This window comes from Burkholderia sp. USMB20 (assembly GCF_000949135.2).
Lineage (GTDB): Bacteria > Pseudomonadota > Gammaproteobacteria > Burkholderiales > Burkholderiaceae > Burkholderia.
Map to the genome: position 1 here is coordinate 295169 of NZ_JTAN02000003.1, position 17844 is coordinate 313012.

15 protein-coding genes are annotated in these 17844 nt (G+C 65.5%); 12 read left to right on the plus strand and 3 right to left on the minus strand.

What is annotated here, in order from left to right:
* The first annotated feature begins 207 nt into the window (after positions 1 to 207).
* Both PL79_RS05430 and PL79_RS05435 read left to right on the plus strand, forming a co-directional pair.
* Entirely contained in the window at positions 208 to 1542 is a 1335-nt protein-coding gene (locus PL79_RS05430; protein WP_044845266.1) for an NAD(P)/FAD-dependent oxidoreductase, read from the plus strand.
* Between the two features lie 426 nt (positions 1543 to 1968).
* Positions 1969 to 2844: a dienelactone hydrolase family protein gene (locus PL79_RS05435; RefSeq protein ID WP_044845267.1), complete on the plus strand. Its 876-nt coding sequence runs from the start codon at positions 1969 to 1971 to the stop codon at positions 2842 to 2844.
* 49 nt (positions 2845 to 2893) lie between these two features.
* On the opposite strand, the gene PL79_RS05440 is transcribed toward PL79_RS05435, so the two are convergent.
* Together PL79_RS05440 and PL79_RS05445 are read right to left on the minus strand one after the other, a co-directional pair.
* A complete protein-coding gene (locus PL79_RS05440) occupies positions 2894 to 3763 on the minus strand; it encodes a sulfurtransferase (protein WP_044845268.1) in 870 nt (289 codons plus the stop codon).
* Between the two features lie 116 nt (positions 3764 to 3879).
* A complete protein-coding gene (locus PL79_RS05445; RefSeq protein ID WP_044845269.1) occupies positions 3880 to 4986 on the minus strand; it encodes an aromatic ring-hydroxylating oxygenase subunit alpha in 1107 nt (368 codons plus the stop codon).
* Positions 4987 to 5257: 271 nt separating this feature from the next.
* On the opposite strand from PL79_RS05445, the gene PL79_RS05450 reads away from it, so the two are divergent.
* The 4 genes from PL79_RS05450 (at position 5258) to folE2 (ending at position 9381) form a co-directional block, all read left to right on the plus strand.
* Positions 5258 to 5551 (plus strand): exodeoxyribonuclease VII small subunit, encoded by a 294-nt coding sequence (locus PL79_RS05450; protein WP_044845270.1) that lies wholly within the window; start codon positions 5258 to 5260, stop codon positions 5549 to 5551.
* Positions 5548 to 6432, plus strand: a complete 885-nt coding sequence (locus PL79_RS05455) for a polyprenyl synthetase family protein (protein WP_044845271.1) — start codon at positions 5548 to 5550, stop codon at positions 6430 to 6432. The genes PL79_RS05450 and PL79_RS05455 overlap by 4 nt, the downstream gene beginning before the upstream one ends.
* Positions 6433 to 6512: 80 nt before the next feature.
* Positions 6513 to 8417, plus strand: coding sequence for a 1-deoxy-D-xylulose-5-phosphate synthase (gene dxs / locus PL79_RS05460; protein WP_044845272.1), 1905 nt, complete (start codon positions 6513 to 6515; stop codon positions 8415 to 8417).
* 154 nt (positions 8418 to 8571) lie between these two features.
* Complete coding sequence (gene folE2 / locus PL79_RS05465) at positions 8572 to 9381, plus strand: GTP cyclohydrolase FolE2 (protein ID WP_044845273.1); 810 nt, start codon at positions 8572 to 8574, stop codon at positions 9379 to 9381.
* Between the two features lie 131 nt (positions 9382 to 9512).
* Here the strand turns inward: folE2 and tsaD are convergent, their stop codons facing one another.
* Positions 9513 to 10553, minus strand: a complete 1041-nt coding sequence (gene tsaD / locus PL79_RS05470) for a tRNA (adenosine(37)-N6)-threonylcarbamoyltransferase complex transferase subunit TsaD (protein ID WP_044845274.1) — start codon at positions 10551 to 10553, stop codon at positions 9513 to 9515.
* 781 nt (positions 10554 to 11334) lie between these two features.
* Between tsaD and PL79_RS05475 the strand changes: the two genes are divergently transcribed.
* From PL79_RS05475 to dnaG, 6 genes are all read left to right on the plus strand, one after another.
* Complete coding sequence (locus tag PL79_RS05475) at positions 11335 to 11751, plus strand: sulfocyanin-like copper-binding protein (protein ID WP_044845317.1); 417 nt, start codon at positions 11335 to 11337, stop codon at positions 11749 to 11751.
* Between the two features lie 235 nt (positions 11752 to 11986).
* Positions 11987 to 13063, plus strand: coding sequence for a TIGR03118 family protein (locus tag PL79_RS05480; protein ID WP_044845275.1), 1077 nt, complete (start codon positions 11987 to 11989; stop codon positions 13061 to 13063).
* A gap of 630 nt (positions 13064 to 13693) precedes the next feature.
* Entirely contained in the window at positions 13694 to 14914 is a 1221-nt protein-coding gene (locus tag PL79_RS05485) for an NAD(P)/FAD-dependent oxidoreductase (protein WP_044845276.1), read from the plus strand.
* 105 nt (positions 14915 to 15019) lie between these two features.
* Positions 15020 to 15232 carry a 30S ribosomal protein S21 gene (gene rpsU, locus PL79_RS05490; RefSeq protein ID WP_006479415.1) on the plus strand — a complete coding sequence of 71 codons (213 nt, stop codon included), beginning with the start codon at positions 15020 to 15022 and terminating at the stop codon, positions 15230 to 15232.
* Positions 15233 to 15417: 185 nt separating this feature from the next.
* Positions 15418 to 15864, plus strand: a complete 447-nt coding sequence (locus PL79_RS05495) for a GatB/YqeY domain-containing protein (protein WP_044845277.1) — start codon at positions 15418 to 15420, stop codon at positions 15862 to 15864.
* 71 nt (positions 15865 to 15935) lie between these two features.
* The gene (gene dnaG / locus PL79_RS05500; RefSeq protein WP_044845278.1) at positions 15936 to 17804 is read left to right on the plus strand and encodes a DNA primase; all 1869 of its coding nucleotides are present in this window, start codon (positions 15936 to 15938) and stop codon (positions 17802 to 17804) included.
* The last annotated feature ends 40 nt before the right edge of the window (positions 17805 to 17844 follow it).

The window sequence follows — 17844 nt, forward strand, 5'->3', positions numbered from 1 at the left end:
TGGTCAACGCGCAAGCTCCCGGACAATGCAAGTCAGTCAGGTCATTGTCGCGGGGGCAGCGCGCCCCGTGTTCCGGCATCGGACGCATCGAAGTGTTTCGAACTGCACATCGATGATGTCCGAACCGGTTAATCCAACGGGCGGCGCGAACGCATCGCGTCTGCCTCGTGCGGCGGCAGCAGTTTCGAATCGCAAAGGGGGAATCAGATGCATCGGATCATCATCGTAGGCGGCGGCGCGGGCGGCCTGGAACTGGCGACGCGGCTCGGCGACCGTTACGGCGCGCGCGGCAATCGTCCCGCACGTGCGCTCGTCACGCTCGTCGACCGCAATCCGACTCACATCTGGAAGCCGTTGCTGCACGAGGTCGCGGCCGGCAGCATGGACCCGTTCACGCAGGAGCTCGAATACGCGGCGCAGGCGCGCTGGCATGGCTTCGAGTTTCAGCAGGGCGAACTGACCGCGCTCGACCGCACGGCGAAGCGCATCACGCTGTCGCCCGTCAACGACAGCGACGGTGCGGAGCTGCTGCCGGCGCGCGACCTGGAATACGACACGCTCGTGATCGCGATCGGCAGCACGACGCACTTCTTCGGCGTGCAGGGCGCGGCCGAAAACGCGATCGCGCTCGATACGGTCGGCGAGGCCGAGCGCTTCCGCAAGCGCCTGATCGCCGCGTGCATGCGCGCCGAGCATCAGGCGCCGGCGCAGCCCGCGCCGGGGGCGGCGGCCGAGCCGCGCATCCAGGTCGTGATCGTCGGTGGCGGCGCGACGGGCGTCGAGTTGTCCGCCGAGCTGCGCAATACCGCGCAGGTGCTGTCCGTCTACGGGCTGCACAAGCTCGACCCGCAGCACGACGTCGGCATCGTGCTGATCGAATCGGGGCCGCGGATTCTGCCCGCGCTGCAGGAGCGCGTATCGACGGCAACGGCCGAGCTGCTCGAAAAGCTCGGTGTGCGCTTGATGCTCGCCGAGCGCGTGACCGAAGTCGCGCCGGGTTTCGTGCACACCGCGAGCGGCAAGACGGTGCGTGCGGATCTCACGGTCTGGGCGGCCGGCATCAAGGCGCCGTCCGTGCTGTCGAATCTCGACGGCCTGCAGGTCAACAAGCTCGGCCAGCTCGACGTGCGCCGTACGCTGCAGACCTTCACCGACGACAACGTATTCGCGCTCGGCGATTGCGCGGCCTGCGTATGGCCCGGCAACGAGCGCAACGTGCCGCCGCGCGCGCAGGCGGCGCACCAGCAGGCGAGCTTCCTGCTGAAGGCGATCGGTTGCCGGCTCGACGGGCGTTCGCTGCCGGAATTCACGTATCGCGATTTCGGATCGCTCGTGTCGCTCGGTCATTTCAGCGCGGTCGGCAACCTGATGGGCGGGCTGATCGGCGGCAACATGCTGATCGAAGGGCTGTTCGCGCGCTTCATGTACATGTCGCTGTACCGGCTGCACATCGCGGCGCTGCACGGCTATCCGCGCATGATGCTCGATACGGTCGCGCACTGGCTGCGCCGCACGACGCTGCCGCGCGTCAAGCTGCACTGACGCGGCCGCACGTTCGTGCGCCGGGCGGGCAGGGAATGCGCATCGCGCGCATTTCCTGCCCGTTGTCGTTTCAAGTGCCGGGTGACCGCGGGTTCGCTCGCCGGGTCTGTTTATTGCGCGTCGTTTCGTGCCGATCCGCAAGCATTCGAGCGCGCGAAGGCGCTTGCCGCATATGCGGCGCGGATGAACTCGCCGGGCCGGACCGCGGTTATCGATACCGTGACGGACGCCCGCCGGATTACGCCTTCGTAATCGAGTCTTACACATCTGACAGTTGACGTGACAACGGATTATTGGGCATCTTGTGCGGGTTTCCGCTTGCGGCGGAGTGTCAACCGCCGCGACATCCGCGCCGTCCGCCGGCGCGATGCCCCGTCAGGTCCAAGCCATGACCGTGACGGCGGCGCCCAATCGAGGAGTGCATTCATGTTGAAACCCGAAGTCGACAGCCTGGTTCCCCGTGTTCCGTTCTCGCGCCGCAAGTTCATGCAGGCCGCGCTGGGCGGCACCTTCGCGGCGGCCGTGCTGCCCGTGTCGGCGCAGACGATCACGACCGACAGCGCCGGGCTGGACGTCGACACCATCGAGATCCGCTCGGGCGACGCGAGCATCCCCGCGTATCGCGCGCAGCCGGTCGGCAAGACGAACCTGCCGGTCGTCATCGTGATCCACGAGGTCTTCGGCGTGCATGCGCATATCGCCGACGTCTGCCGTCGCTTCGCGAAGCTCGGCTATCTCGCGATCGCGCCCGACCTGTTCGCGCGCCAGGGCGACGTGTCGAAGTATCCGACCATCCAGGCGCTCGTCGACAACATCGTCAACAAGGTGCCGGACCGTCAGGTCACCGAGGATCTCGATGCGACCGTCGCGTGGGCCGGCAAGAACGGCGGCGACCTGTCGCGTCTCGGCGTGACGGGGTTCTGCTGGGGCGGCCGCCAGGCGTGGCTGTATGCGGAGCACAATCCGCACGTGCTGGCGGCCGTCGCGTGGTACGGGTTCGTCGAAGGCAAGACCGACGAGATGACACCGTTCAATCCGGTCGATCATGCGGCGTTGCTGAAGGTGCCGGTGCTCGGGCTGTACGGCGAGAAGGATACGAACATCACGCAGGCGGCGCTCGCGAACATGCGCAAGGCGATCCAGGCGAGCGATTCGAAGCTCGCGCGCCAATCGGAGATCGTCGTCTATCCGGATGCCGGTCATGCGTTCTTCGCCGATTACCGGCCGAGTTACGTGAAGGGCGATGCCGAGGACGGCTGGAAGCGCGCGATCGAGTGGTTCCACAAGTACGGCGTGATGTAAGCGACGAGGCGGCAGATGCCGTCGCCTCGTCGACGTGTCGCGCCGGTGCTTACGGGTTCGGGCCGGTCGCGATCGGCCGCGACGGATCGGCGCTCCATTCGCTCCACGAGCCCGGATACAGCGACGCACCGTGAAGCCCGGCGATCTCGAGCGCGAGTGCGTTGTGGCACGCGGTCACGCCGGATCCGCATTGCAGGATCGCGTTGTTCGGTTCGGTGCCGGCCAGCAGCGCGGTGAACGTCTCGCGCAGTTCGTGGCCGGTCTTGAAGCGGCCGTCGGCAGCCAGGTTGTCCTTGAAGAACCGGTTGCGTGCGCCGGGAATATGGCCGCCGACACGATCGATCGTTTCGTTTTCGCCGCGATAGCGATCCGGCGCGCGCGCATCGATCACGACGCGCTGGGCCGACGTCACGTTCGCGAGCACGGCCGCCGCGTCGACCGTCGATTCGAGCGGGGCCGCCGCGCGGAAGTCGCCGGCGGCCGGGTGCGGCACGTCGGCGGTCAGCGGCTGGCCGGCTGCTTCCCATGCCTGCAGGCCGCCGTCGAGCACTGCGACGGAATCGTGCCCGAGCCAGCGCAGCAGCCACCACAGGCGCGCCGCATAGGCGCCGCCGTGTGCGTCATAGGCGACGACCTGCTGGCCCTGCTTGACGCTGCGGCCGGCGAGCAGCGTGGCGAGCGCGTCGCGGGTCGGCAGCGGATGGCGGCCGTTGGTGCCGGTCTTGCGGCCGGATAGGTCGCGGTCGAGATGGAGATACTGTGCGCCCGCGATATGGCCGGCTGCGTAGGCGGCTTCGCCTGCGCCCGGATCGGCGAGATCGAAGCGGCAGTCGAACACGGCAACGCTGCCCGGCGCCGCGGCCAGGCGCTCGGCGAGATTGGTTGCTGAGATGAGCGTGGTGTAGTGGGTATGTGGCATGACGGCTCCCTGGAGTGCAAACGGCCTGATACTCCAAGTCTAAACAAAAAAAGACGGGCCGGAACCCGTCTTTTCATATGCCGAATGCCGTGCGGCGCGCAAGCGCCGCGCGCAGGTCAGAGATCGCCGAGGTGGCGGCGCAGGAACTCGTGGAAGTGCTGCATGCCGTCTTCCATCGGGCTCTGGTACGGGCCGACCTGCGATTCGCCGCGCGCCATCAGTGCACGGCGACCTGCGTCCATCCGCATCGCGATTTCGTCGTCCTCGATGGCCGTCTCCATATAGGCGGCGCGCTCGGCCTCGACGAACTCGCGCTCGAACAGCGCGATTTCCTCGGGATAGTAGAACTCGACGATGTTGGTCGTCTTCTGCGGGCCGCGCGGAATCAGCCACGACACGACGAGCACGTGCGGATACCACTCGATCATCAGGCCCGGGTAGTAGACCATCCAGATCGCGCCGAACTCCGGCGGCACGCCGTTGCGGAACTTGAGCACCTGCTCGTGCCACGTCTTGTAGGTCGCGCTGCCCGGTTTCGCGAGCGCGTTGTGCACGCCGACCGTCTGCACGCTGTACCAGTCGCCGAACTCCCATTTGAGATCGTCGCACGACACGAAGCTGCCGAGGCCCGGGTGGAACGGGACGACGTGGTAATCCTCGAGGTAGACCTCGATGAACGTCTTCCAGTTGTAATCGCACTCGTGCACTTCGACGTGATCGAAGTGATACTCGGAGAAGTCGAAGTGATGCTTCGTGCCGAGGTTCGCGAGATCGCGCGCGACGTTGCGGCCTTCGGCCTCGAACAGCAGCCCCTGCCAGTTCTGCAGCGGGCTCTTGCCGAGGTTCAGGCACGGCTTGTCGGGGAAGTGCGGCGCGCCGAGCAGCTGGCCTTCCAGATCGTACGTCCAGCGGTGCAGCGGACACACGATGTTCTGCGTGTGGCCGCGCCCGTTCAGCATGATCGCCTGCCGGTGGCGGCACACGTTCGACAGCAGTTCGATCTGGTTCGCCGGGTTGCGGACCAGCACGCGGCCTTCCTTCTCGGACGGCAGCGCAAAATAATCCCCCGCCTCGGGCACCATCAACTCGTGCCCGACGTAACGAGGTCCTTTCTTGAAGAGGGTTTCGATCTCGCGCTCGAGCAGCGCCTCATCGAAGTATGCAGTGACTGGAAGCTGGCTGTGAGCCGACTTCAACTGAAGCGCATCGCTCAGATTGGACATTCCCACTCCCGGTGTTAGCGTGAAAGCAGTGAACAACCCAACCATCGAAAAATCGATTTAGGGAAACGCGGAATTATACCCGGTTCGCCTCGCAAGGCTAGGATTAAGTGCCTGATTTGTGTCAATTTTTTGTCCGGCGGCGATCGGGTGGCGCACAATGTGTGTCGAAGAAGGGGCCCGAATGCGTGCCCGGGTGCCCAAGTCGGCAGGTCGGAAAATTCTCTTTTGCCGTAGAATGTCCGACTTGTTTTGAAATTTGACACCCTCGTCCATGGCGAAAACCGCATCCCAAGGCGCCACCCCGCCCGGCAATGGCACCGAACCGTTGCCGGACAACTATGAAACGGCGCTCGCGGAACTCGAGACGCTGGTTGCCCGGATGGAAGGCGGCACGTTGAGCCTCGAGGATTCGCTCGCTGCGTATCGCCGCGGTGCGACTCTCGTTGCGTTTTGCCAACAGCAGCTCGAGAAAGTGGAACAGCAGGTTCGCGTGCTCGACGGCGCGACGCTGAAGCCGCTTTCGTCCGGAACGGCCGCCACGGACGGCGAAGACGACGATCTATGACATTCGAACAATGGATGCGGTCCGTGCTCGACCGTGTCGAGGACGCACTCGGCCACTATTTGCCGGCTGACAACGTGGTGCCCACGCAACTCCACGAAGCGATGCGCTATGCGGTCCTCGGCGGCGGCAAACGCGTTCGCCCGCTGCTGTGCCATGCAGCAGGCGAACTGACCGGCGCGACCGAAGCGGCGCGCAACGCGGCAGCGGCGGCGCTGGAGATGATCCACGTCTACTCGCTCGTGCACGACGACATGCCGTGCATGGACGACGACGCGCTGCGACGCGGCAAGCCGACCGTGCACGTGCAGTACGACGAGCCGACGGCGCTGCTGGTCGGCGATGCGCTGCAGTCGCAGGCCTTCGTCGCGCTGACCGACGCCGCCGCGCTGTCGCCGGTGCAGCAGGCCGCGCTCGTGCGCGAGCTGGCGCTGGCGAGCGGCTCGATCGGCATGGCCGGCGGGCAGGCGATCGACCTGGCGAGCGTCGGCCTCAAGCTGACGCGCGAGCAGCTCGAGACGATGCACCGGATGAAGACGGGCGCGCTGTTGCGCGCGGCCGTGCGGATGGGCGCGCTGGCGGGCGACACGCCGTCGGCGGAGGCGATGGCCGCGCTCGACGTCTACGCGGGGGCCGTGGGTCTGGCCTTCCAGGTCGTCGACGACATTCTCGACGTCACGACCGATTCGGCGACGCTCGGCAAGACGGCCGGCAAGGATGCGGCGAACGACAAGCCGACCTACGTATCGATCCTCGGCCTCGACGCGTCGCGTGAGCTCGCAGCCCAGCTGCGCGCCGAAGCGCATGATGCGCTGAAACCGTTCGGCGCACGCGCACAGCGTCTCGCCGAACTTGCCGACCTGGTGGTGAACCGGGTCAGCTGACGCGAAGCCCGCCGCTGCGCACACGCTACGGTGCGTGCAATAGAATGCGGGCGCGTTTGATTTCCTACAATGGAACGACGATGTACGACTTGCTGAAAACCATCGACGACCCGGCGGATCTGCGCCGCCTCGATCGTCGCCAACTCCAACCGCTCGCGGATGAACTGCGCGCGTTCGTGCTCGACAGCGTGTCGAAGACGGGCGGCCATCTGTCGTCCAACCTCGGGACGGTCGAGCTGACGATCGCGTTGCACTACGTGTTCAACACGCCGAACGACCGGATCGTCTGGGACGTGGGTCACCAGACCTACCCGCACAAGATCCTGACGGGCCGCCGCGACCAGATGCATTCGCTGCGCCAGTACGACGGCATCTCGGGTTTCCCGCGCCGCAGCGAGTCGGAATACGACACGTTCGGCACCGCGCACTCGAGCACGTCGATCTCGGCGGCGCTCGGGATGGCGATCGGCAGCCAGCTGAACGGCGACGACCGCTTCTCGATCGCGGTGATCGGCGACGGCGCAATGACGGCCGGCATGGCGTTCGAGGCGATGAACAACGCGGGCGTGTCGGAGGATGCGAAGCTGCTCGTGATCCTCAACGACAACGACATGTCGATTTCGCCGCCGGTCGGCGCGCTGAACCGCCATCTCGCGCGCCTGATGTCAGGCCGCTTCTACGCGGCCGCGCGTGCGGGCGTCGAGCGCGTGCTGAGCGTGGCGCCGCCGGTGCTCGAACTCGCGCGCAAGCTCGAGGAGCACGCGAAGGGCATGGTCGTGCCGGCCACGCTGTTCGAGGAGTTCGGCTTCAACTACATCGGCCCGATCGACGGTCACGATCTCGATTCGCTGATCCCGACGCTGCAGAACATCCGCGAACTGCGCGGCCCGCAATTCCTGCACGTGGTGACGAAGAAAGGCCAGGGCTACAAGCTCGCCGAAGCGGATCCCGTGCTCTATCACGGCCCCGGCAAGTTCAACCCGGCGGAAGGCATCAAGCCGTCGGCCACGCCCGCGAAAAAGACTTATACGCAAGTATTCGGCGAATGGCTGTGCGATGAAGCCGAGCGCGATACGCGCGTCGTCGGCATCACGCCCGCGATGCGCGAAGGCTCGGGCATGGTCGAGTTCGAGAAGCGTTTCAAGGATCGCTACTACGACGTCGGCATCGCCGAGCAGCACGCGGTGACGTTCGCGGGTGGTCTCGCGACCGAAGGGCTGAAGCCCGTCGTCGCGATCTACTCGACGTTCCTGCAGCGTGCGTACGACCAGCTGATCCACGACGTCGCGCTGCAGAACCTGCCGGTCGTGTTCGCGATCGACCGCGCGGGCCTCGTCGGCGCCGACGGCGCGACGCATGCGGGCGCATACGATCTCGCGTTCATGCGCTGCATCCCGAACATGACGATCATGGCCGCGTCCGACGAGGACGAGTGCCGCCAGATGCTGCACACGGCGCTGCAGCAGCCGAACCCGACCGCGGTGCGCTATCCGCGCGGCGCGGGCACCGGCGTGCCGACGGTGAAGGAATTCACCGAGATCCCGCTCGGCAAGGGTGAAGTGCGTCGCCGTACGTCGCAGCCGGAAGGCAAGCGCGTCGCGATCCTCGCGTTCGGCACGATGGTCGCGCCGTCGCTCGCGGCGGGCGAGGAGCTCGACGCCACGGTCGCGAACATGCGTTTCGTGAAGCCGGTCGATGCGGCGCTCGTGCGTGAACTCGCCGAGACGCACGATTACCTCGTCACGGTCGAGGAAGGCTGCGTGATGGGCGGTGCGGGCTCGGCCTGCGTCGAAGCCCTGATGGAGAGTGGGGTTATCCGACCCGTAATACAATTGGGCCTCCCTGACCAGTTCATCGATCATGGCGATCCCGCGAAGCTGCTGTCGCAATGCGGCCTCGACGGCGCGGGCATCGCAAAATCGATTCGCGAACGCTTCCTGAGCCCGGCGGCCGATGTCGCCGATCAGGCGAAGCGCGTCGCATAAGCTGGCGCCGCCTGCGGGCGGCGTCGGTGCGACTGGCGCAATCGGTCTACATTGATGCGGAAAACATGGGCCTGCGGGCCCATGTTGCTTTTCCGGCTGCCGCGTGACGCGGCGTGCGCGTCGTCGAACGCGCGGCTTACAAGGATTGAACAAGATGAACCAGATGAATCCCGCCTTCGTGATGCCCGACGTGCAGAGCACGGTGGATACCCGCCAGATTCCGATTCAGCGCGTGGGCGTGAAGGCGGTCCGGCATCCGTTGACGGTGTGCACCGAGAGCGGCGACGTGCAGCCGAGCGTCGGCGTCTGGAATCTCGACGTGCGCCTGCCTGCCGATCAGAAGGGCACGCACATGTCGCGCTTCGTCGCGCTGCTCGAAGAGAACCGTGCGCCGCTGACGGTCGAGCGCTTCCGCGCGATGCTCGCGTCGATGCTGGAGAAGCTGGAAGCCGAGGCCGGCCGCATCGAGGTCACGTTCCCGTACTTCGTGAACAAGACGGCGCCGGTGTCGGGCGTGCAGAGCCTGCTCGACTACGAAGTGACGCTCGCGGGCGAATGCCGCGACGGCGAAACGCGCCTGTTCCTGAAGGTGCTCGTGCCGGTGACGAGCCTGTGCCCGTGTTCAAAGAAGATTTCGCAGTACGGCGCGCACAACCAGCGCTCGCACGTGACGATCGACGCCGAACTCGCAGCCGACCTACCGGTCGAGGCGCTGATCCGCATCGCGGAAGAAGAGGCGTCGTGCGAGCTGTGGGGCTTGCTGAAGCGTCCGGACGAGAAGTTCGTGACGGAGCGCGCGTACGAAAACCCGAAGTTCGTCGAGGATCTGGTGCGCGACGTCGCGCAGCGTCTCGACGCGGACGAGCGCGTGATCGCCTACGTGCTCGAAGCCGAGAACTTCGAATCGATCCACAATCACAGCGCGTATGCGCTGATCGAGCGCGACAAGCGACACGCTGCGTAACGTCGCATCGCTGCGGCGCTGCGTCGAATTGCCGCGGCAATGAAAAAGGCCGCTCGAATCGAGCGGCCTTCTTGTTTTCCGTCCGGCGCGTGCAGGTGCGAGCGACGTTGCGCAGCGCCGTGCCGCGCGACTCAGCGTGCGAGCGACGCGAGATCCCAGCGTGGCTTCACCGTGAACGCGTAGTCCGCATTCGCCTGCTCGGGCCAGCGGCCGAGCCGCAGTGCGCCGGCGAGCGCGATCATTGCGCCGTTGTCGGTGCAGAGCGCGAGATCGGGGTAGTGCACGTCGAAGCCGCGCTTGGCCGCGGCGGCCGACAGCGCCGCGCGCAACTGGCGGTTCGCACCGACGCCGCCCGCGACCACGAGGCGCTTGAGCTTCGTCTTCTTGAGCGCGGCGAGCGATTTCGCGACGAGCACGTCGACGGCTGCGTCGACGAAGCCGCGCGCGAGATCGGCCTTCGCGCGCTCGAGCGCAACGCCCTCCAGCTTCGCCGCTTCGAACTTCTTCATCTGCGTGAGCACGGCCGTCTTCAGGCCGCTGAAGCTGAAGTCGAGATCGCCCGAATGCAGCATCGGGCGCGGCAGCACGACCGCGCCCGGCGTGCCCGTTTCCGCGAGCTTCGACACTTCCGGGCCGCCCGGGTAGCCGAGGCCGATCAGCTTCGCCGTCTTGTCGAACGCTTCGCCGGCCGCGTCGTCGAGCGTCTCGCCGAGCGTCTCGTACACGCCGACGTCGGTCACGCGCATCAGTTGCGTGTGGCCGCCCGACACCAGCAGCGCGATGAACGGGAACGGCGGCGGCTCGTCGACGAGCAGCGGCGACAGCAGGTGGCCTTCGAGGTGATGGATGCCGACGGTCGGCTTGTTCCATGCGAGCGCGAGCGCATTCGCGATGCTTGCGCCGACCAGCAGCGCGCCGGCGAGGCCGGGGCCTTGCGTGAATGCGATCGCGTCGATGTCGTCGCGGCGCGTGCCGCTTTGCGCCATGACTTCCTCGAGTAGCGGCAGCGCGCGGCGGATGTGGTCGCGCGACGCGAGCTCGGGCACGACGCCGCCGTATTCACGGTGCATCGCGATCTGCGAATGGAGCGCGTGCGCGAGCAGGCCGCGCTGCGTGTCGTAGAGCGCGAGGCCGGTTTCGTCGCAGGAGCTTTCGATGCCGAGAACGAGCATGGGTCAGGGCGGGGCGCGCTGCATCGAGCGCGCCGCAGGAAGGTAGACGTAACCGCAAATTATAGCAGGCGAGGGTCGATCGCCGCTTTGCGCGGCCCGGGCCGCAGGCCGGGCAGGTTCAACGCTTCTGTAACCTTCGTGGGGTCGGTTCACATGTCGAACAGGATGCTGAGTCGCTTCAACGCGGTTCCAATCCGCGCCGGTCGACGACGGATGGCTCTGTGGCGACAGACGTCAAGACTCTCGGCCGCGTTCTCGTGGAGGCTCGGAGTAGGCCATGTTCCAGATCGCCTCCCTGTACCGGGGAAGACGTATGAGTCGCGCGAATGCACAGCCGGCACACGACGGCCAGGGTGACGGCCGATGCAACGCGTTTCCGGTGAAATCGAGCTGAAGCGAGTTGTCGGACACTTGCGCGACGGCATCGATCTTCACGCGTCGATGCCGCCGCCGATTTCGTCAGATGGCGAACAGCATCGCGGCAAAGGCTGCATGGAGCCAGCCAACATGTGCGAGTTGGCGGTTACGCACCTGCGTTGCACGGAACGACCATTGCAGAAAGACGATGGCCAGTACCGTGATGAACGCGGCGAGAATGGACGGCGCCGCCCCTGCGCGGCTCCGGGAATAAGTGCCCCGATGCGTACGTTTAGGTATCGCGCGCCCCCGAGAACGTTCATGCCGTCACACAGGCAGGGGGGGCATGCGCGCTCGATGAATAGCGCACGGCAGTCGCTCAACTCGCGGCAGACGCGATGCTTCAATGTCTATGGAGGGAGCCATGTATGCCATTTGCAGAGTCATCGTCGTCGCGGGCGCGGTCGTCCTTGGTGTGACGCCGCAGGCAAGCTGGGCGCAGCATACAGTCGACGCGACATTGCTATCCAACTCGATTCAGCTCAAGACGCATACCGTGAAGTCTGGTCGGGTCACGCTTGATGTCAAAAATGCCGCTGACAACAACATGGAACATGAGCTCGTCGTGCTCAAGACGGATCTGTCTGACGATGCGCTCCCTGTCAGAAAAGGAGAGGTAATGGAGCACAGGCTGACGAAAATCGGGGAAGTCGAAGATATCGCGCCCGGCAGGAGCAAGCGTGTGTCATTCAAGCTCGCACCCGGCCACTACGTGCTGATCTGCAACAAGCCGGGGCACTATGAATCCGGCATGCACACAGTGCTTGTCGTGGCACCGTGAATTGCAACGCGGGCTTGCTAGAACAATGGCCGTCAACGACACGTGTCGATATGCGGAGACTTACGTGCATCGGCGTTCGGCTTCCGCCGACAACTATGGATCGACATCGATCGGAGCGAGTTCGCCCGCTTCGATGACCATGCTTCGAAAATTCATGATGCGCGGACGAGACGGGCGGAATAAACGAGGTTGCCGATTCGTTTACTAGCTGCTCTTCCACGTTCGGAGTTCCATCATGAAACAGATCCATGCGGCGTTCGGTGCTGCGTTGTCGGCTGTCGTGCTGGCGAGCGTCGTGGCGTGTGGCGGCGGTTCGTCTCACGAGAGACAGTACGCGGTCAGTGCGCTGGTCTCCGACGGCGCTGTTCCGGCTGCGCACGTGGATGCCAACCTGAAGAATCCATGGGGCATTGCCTTCAATCCCAAGGGCTTCGTCTGGGTCGCGGATAACGGCACGCAGCACGCGACGCTCTACGATGGCAACGGCGTGCCGCAATCGCTCGTCGTGACGATCCCGCCGGGCACGAGCGGCGACCCCGATCCGACCGGGATCGTGTTCAATGGCACGAATGACTTCATGGTGACCCAGGGCGCCAAATCGGGGCCTGCAGCGTTCATTTTCGTTGGCGAGGGCGGGACCATGACCGCATGGTCGCCCGCGGTCAACCCGACGTCGGCAATCACCGTGTTCGACAGCGGCGGCGCCGCCGTCTACAAGGGGCTCGCGATTGCCAGTAACAACGGGGCGAATTTCCTGTACGCGACGGACTTCCACAACAACCGGATCGACGTGTTCGATCGGACCTTCGCCAAAGTCACGCCAGTCGGCGCGTTTCAGGATCCCGCTTTACCTGCGGGATTCGCGCCATTCGGCATCCAGGCGCTCGGCTCGAAACTGTTCGTCGCCTACGCGAAGCAGGATGCGGCAGCACATGATGACGTCAAGGGCGCAGGCTTCGGCGTGATAGATGTGTTCAGTCCGTCGGGACAATTCCTGCAGCGCTTCGCTACCGGTGGGTCACTGAATGCGCCGTGGGGTATGGCACTGGCTCCCGCGAATTTTGGACGCTTCAGCAACGCCGTCCTGATCGGCAACTTTGGCGATGGCATGATCCACGCGTTCGATGCGACTTCCGGGACCATGCTCGGGACCCTTGAGCACGCTGACGGCAGCGCAATCGTCGAGGCTGGACTGTGGGGCATCGCATTCGGGAATGGGCTCAACAGTCAGCCCACTAATACGCTGTTCTTCGCGGCCGGCACGAACGACGAAGCGGATGGTCTCTATGGCCGCATCGACGTGGGACCGTGATCGCCAGGATGACCTCAGCAGCCAACTCAGGAGCGAGCCGCGCCGCGACTTGATCGGGCAGTCGAAATCCATAAGCGTCGGTTTGGCCAAATGTCACCTCATTCATCGATTGGGACGATCGATCTGCAGGGGCAAGTGAATGTTCGTAAGCGCCTCGCAGCTTCACAAGTGACCTCATCGACTCGCTGAACCTGCCCAGGCTGTGCGGAGCCAGTTCCAATGCGACCTTGACTTCCACTAAAAGCAATCAAACACCGTGTGGTCAATGGAAAGAGCACAAGCGCATCGTCCGAACCGAATCCGAGAGTGTCTCTGGACGGCAACCGTCCATGTTGTCCCAAGGCAGGATCGGGAACCCGGGATCGGGCCGGCTGCTGACGAGGAAGTTCGCTGGTGGATGAGATCAGCCGCATTCAGGTTCTCCTGCCGACCAGCAAGGATGGGGCTGTCGATTCACGGTTGCGAGCGCCACCTGCGAATCGAGGCTGCGCCACCATCCAAGCGTTGCGTTCTCCGCCGTCGCATGTATCATTCGCCCTTCCTCAAGATATTCATCAGTCGCCTACCTCTAAGTGGCTGATAAATATGCATAATTCCTAGCCTATGCAAAGTTCCTGAACAAACCGCGCCATGGAAACTTACGACATCGCCGTGATCGGCGCGGGCGCCGCCGGGATGATGAGCGCCGCGGTCGCCGGGCAACTCGGCCGCCGCGTGGTGCTGATCGACCATGCGCCGCGGCTCGCCGAGAAAATCCGCATCTCGGGCGGCGGCCGCTGCAACTTCACGAACCTCCATGCGGGCCCCGACAACTACCTGTCGTCGAATCCGCATTTCGCGCGCTCGGCGCTTGCGCGCTACACGCCGCGCGACTTCCTCGGGCTGCTCAAGCGCCACCACGTGACCTGGCACGAAAAGCACAAGGGGCAGCTCTTTTGCGATCACGGCAGCGACGCGGTCATCGACGTGCTGAAGCATGAATGCGACGCGGGCGGCATCGCCTGGCGCCGGCCGGTGGTCGTCGACGCGGTGCGCCACGCGCCGTCCGACGGCTTCACGCTCGACACGCAGCAGGCGGGGCCGATCCGCGCACGCGCGCTGATCGTCGCCACCGGCGGCCTGTCGATCCCGAAGATCGGTGCCACCGACTTCGGCTACCGGCTCGCGAAGCAGTTCGGCCACAAGCTCGTCGATACGCGGCCCGCGCTCGTGCCGCTCACCTTTGCGTCGCAGGACTGGGAGCCGTTCGCGGCGCTGTCCGGCGTGTCGCTCGAAGTGCGCGTGTCGACCGGCGACAAGAAGCGCGGCGGCGAATTCGTCGAGGACCTGCTGCTGACCCATCGCGGCCTGTCGGGCCCGGGCATCCTGCAGATCTCCAGCTACTGGCACTCCGGCGACCCGATCCGTATCGACCTGCTGCCGCAGCGCGACGCGGTGGCCGACCTGCTCGACGCGAAGCGCACGTCGAAGCGGCAGATCGGCTCGCTGCTCGCGGACTGGGTGCCGTCGCGCCTCGCCCACGTCTGGCTCGACACGCACCGCGTCGCGGCCGACGCGCGGCTCGCGGACCTGCCCGACAAGACGCTGCGCCAGATCGGCGACGCGCTGTCCGGCTGGACGCTGACGCCGAACGGCACCGAGGGCTACAAGAAGGCCGAGGTGACGAAAGGGGGCGTCGATACGCGCGAACTGTCGTCGGCGACGATGATGAGCGCGCGGGTGCCGGGGCTGTTCTTCATCGGCGAGGCGGTGGACGTGACGGGCTGGCTCGGCGGCTACAACTTCCAGTGGGCATGGGCGTCCGGCACGGCGGCCGGGCAGGCTGCGGCGGAGTTCTCGCGCGGCGCCTGACACGGCTGCGCGCCCTGCCGTTGACGGGACCCGGCCCTTATGTCTTTGCACGACGCTCTGCTATACTCGTAAGTCTTCCCTGCAAACCTTTATTCGTGTCGGATCATGACGATCATTCGCGTTAAAGAAAACGAGCCGTTCGAAGTCGCCATGCGTCGCTTCAAGCGCACGATCGAGAAGAACGGTCTGCTGACCGAGCTTCGTGCGCGGGAGTTCTACGAAAAGCCGACCGCCGAGCGCAAGCGCAAGAAGGCTGCTGCGGTGAAGCGTCATTACAAGCGGATTCGCAGCCAGACGCTGCCGAAGAAGCTGTACTGAACGATTGAGCGCCGCGCGGTTCGCTGAGCGGCGCACCGGCGACCTCCGCCCGATCGGCCTCGTTCCGGGGCCGCGAGTCGCCGATGCCGGATTCGAGCAACCCGCTTGAGACTTAGTCCCAAGCGGGTTTTTGTGTTGACGCCCGTTCGCGGGCGTCGAAGTCACGTTTCCATCCCGGGTGCAAGATGAGTTTGAAAGAGCAGATCAGCGAAGACATGAAGGCCGCGATGCGCGCGAAGGAAAGCGAGCGTCTGGCGACGATTCGCCTGCTGATGGCCGCGATCAAGCAGCGCGAGGTCGATGATCGGGTGACCCTCGACGACGCGGGCATCACCGCGGTGATCGACAAGATGATCAAGCAGCGCAAGGACTCGATCAGCCAGTTCGAGGCCGCCGGCCGCGACGATCTCGTCGCGAAGGAGCAGGCCGAACTGACGGTGCTGGGCGCCTACATGCCCGCGCAGCTGTCGGACGCCGAAGTGGCTGCCGAAGTCCAGGCCGCGGTCGTGGCAACCGGCGCAGCCGGCCCGCAGGACATGGGCAAGGTGATGGGCGTGCTGAAGGGCAAGCTCGCCGGCCGCGCCGACATGACGGCCGTTTCCGCGCAGGTCAAGGCCGCGCTGTCGAAGTAAAACCCGCTTCCCGGCGCGTCGCATGCGCGTGCGCCGGGGCGTCGTATTGTCTTTTTTCGCTCGATCCCACGGTGATTCCGCATTCGTTCCTGCAGGATTTGCTGAACCGCGTCGATATCGTCGACGTGGTGGGCCGGTACGTGCAGCTCAAGAAGGGCGGCGCCAACTTCATGGGGTTGTGCCCGTTCCATAACGAGAAGAGCCCGTCGTTTACCGTCAGCCCGACCAAGCAGTTCTATCACTGCTTCGGCTGCGGCGCGCACGGCACGGCGATCGGCTTCCTGATGGAGCATGCGGGGCTCACGTTCCCGGAAGCCGTGCAGGAGCTCGCGCAGTCGGTCGGGCTGACCGTGCCGCACGAGCCGTCGATGCGCGGCGGCGGTGGGGGCGGCGGCGACTATCCGGCGCCCGTGTCGAAATCGGTCGCGACCGCGCTGTCCGACGTGATGTCCGCCGCGTGCGACTACTACCGCAAGCAACTGCGTGGCGCGACCGTCGCGATCCAGTACCTGAAGAACCGGGGCCTGACCGGCGAGATCGCCGCGCGCTTCGGGCTCGGCTATGCGCCGGACGGCTGGCAGAACCTCGAAACGGCGTTCCCGGACTACCGCGACGACTCGCTCGTCGAATCGGGGCTCGTGATCGTCAGCGAGAAAACCGACGCGCAGGGCGTGGCGCGACGCTACGACCGGTTCCGCGAGCGGATCATGTTCCCGATCCGCAACGTGAAGGGGCAGGTGATCGGGTTCGGCGGACGCGTGCTCGGCAGCGGCGAGCCGAAGTACCTGAATTCGCCGGAAACGCCGCTGTTCAACAAGGGCAGCGAACTGTACGGGCTGTTCGAGGCGCGCCTCGCGATCCGCGAGCGCAAGTACGTGCTGGTCGTCGAAGGCTACATGGACGTCGTCGCGCTCGCCCAGCTCGGCTTCCCGAACGCGGTCGCGACGCTCGGCACGGCATGCACGCCGATCCACGTACAGAAGTTGCTGCGCCAGACCGACACGGTCATTTTCAGCTTCGACGGCGACTCGGCCGGCCGGCGCGCGGCGCGCCGCGCGCTCGAAGCGTGCCTGCCGCATGCGGCGGACAACCGGACGATCCGATTCCTTTTCCTGCCGGCCGAGCACGATCCGGACAGCTATGTACGCGAATTCGGTGCGGACGCGTTCTCCGAGCAGGTCGAGCGCGCGATGCCGCTGTCGCAATTTCTGTTGAACGAAGCAATTGCGGGCAAGGCGCTCGATCAGCCGGAAGGTCGCGCGAAGGCGCTGTTCGACGCGAAGCCGCTGTTGCAGGCGCTGCCGGCGAACGCGTTGCGCGCGCAGATCATGCACATGTTCGCCGACCGTCTCGATATCCCGTTCGAGGAAGTCGCGGGGTTGTCGGACGTCGATGCGCGCATCGCGGCGCCGCCGCGCCAGGCGCCCGCGCGCAGCGAGCGGCGGCGCGTGACGGACAGCGAAAAGCGCGCGTTGCGCACGCTCGTGATGCATCCGCGGATCGCGTCGCAGCTCGACGACGAACAGCTTGCGACCCTGCGCGCGCTGCCGCGGATCGGCGAGCTGTTCGCCGAAGTCGTCGAGCATGCGCGTGCGCTGGGTGACGGCGCGGAGTTCCGGCTGCTGTCCGATGTCCTGCGGACCTCCTCGAACGGCGCGACTTACGAGGAAATCTTCCGCGAAATTCTGGACTATGATGAAAACGTCCGCGATTTGCTGTTACAGAATCCGGAAGACGAGACGGTGCCCGAGCGGCAACGTGAACAGGAACGGATCGCGGGGGAGGAACTGCAGGCCGCGGTGCTCAAGATGCGCTATGACGCCTGCTGCGACCGGCTCGATCGGCTGGCGCGGCAATCGACCTTCACACCCGAGGAACTGGCCGAATTGACGGAATTGAACCAGCAGCGAACCGACATGAAACGTCGGCTCGGGCTGTAGGCGGCCGGGGCGCTGAGAGAGGGCGCACCAGCGTGCTATA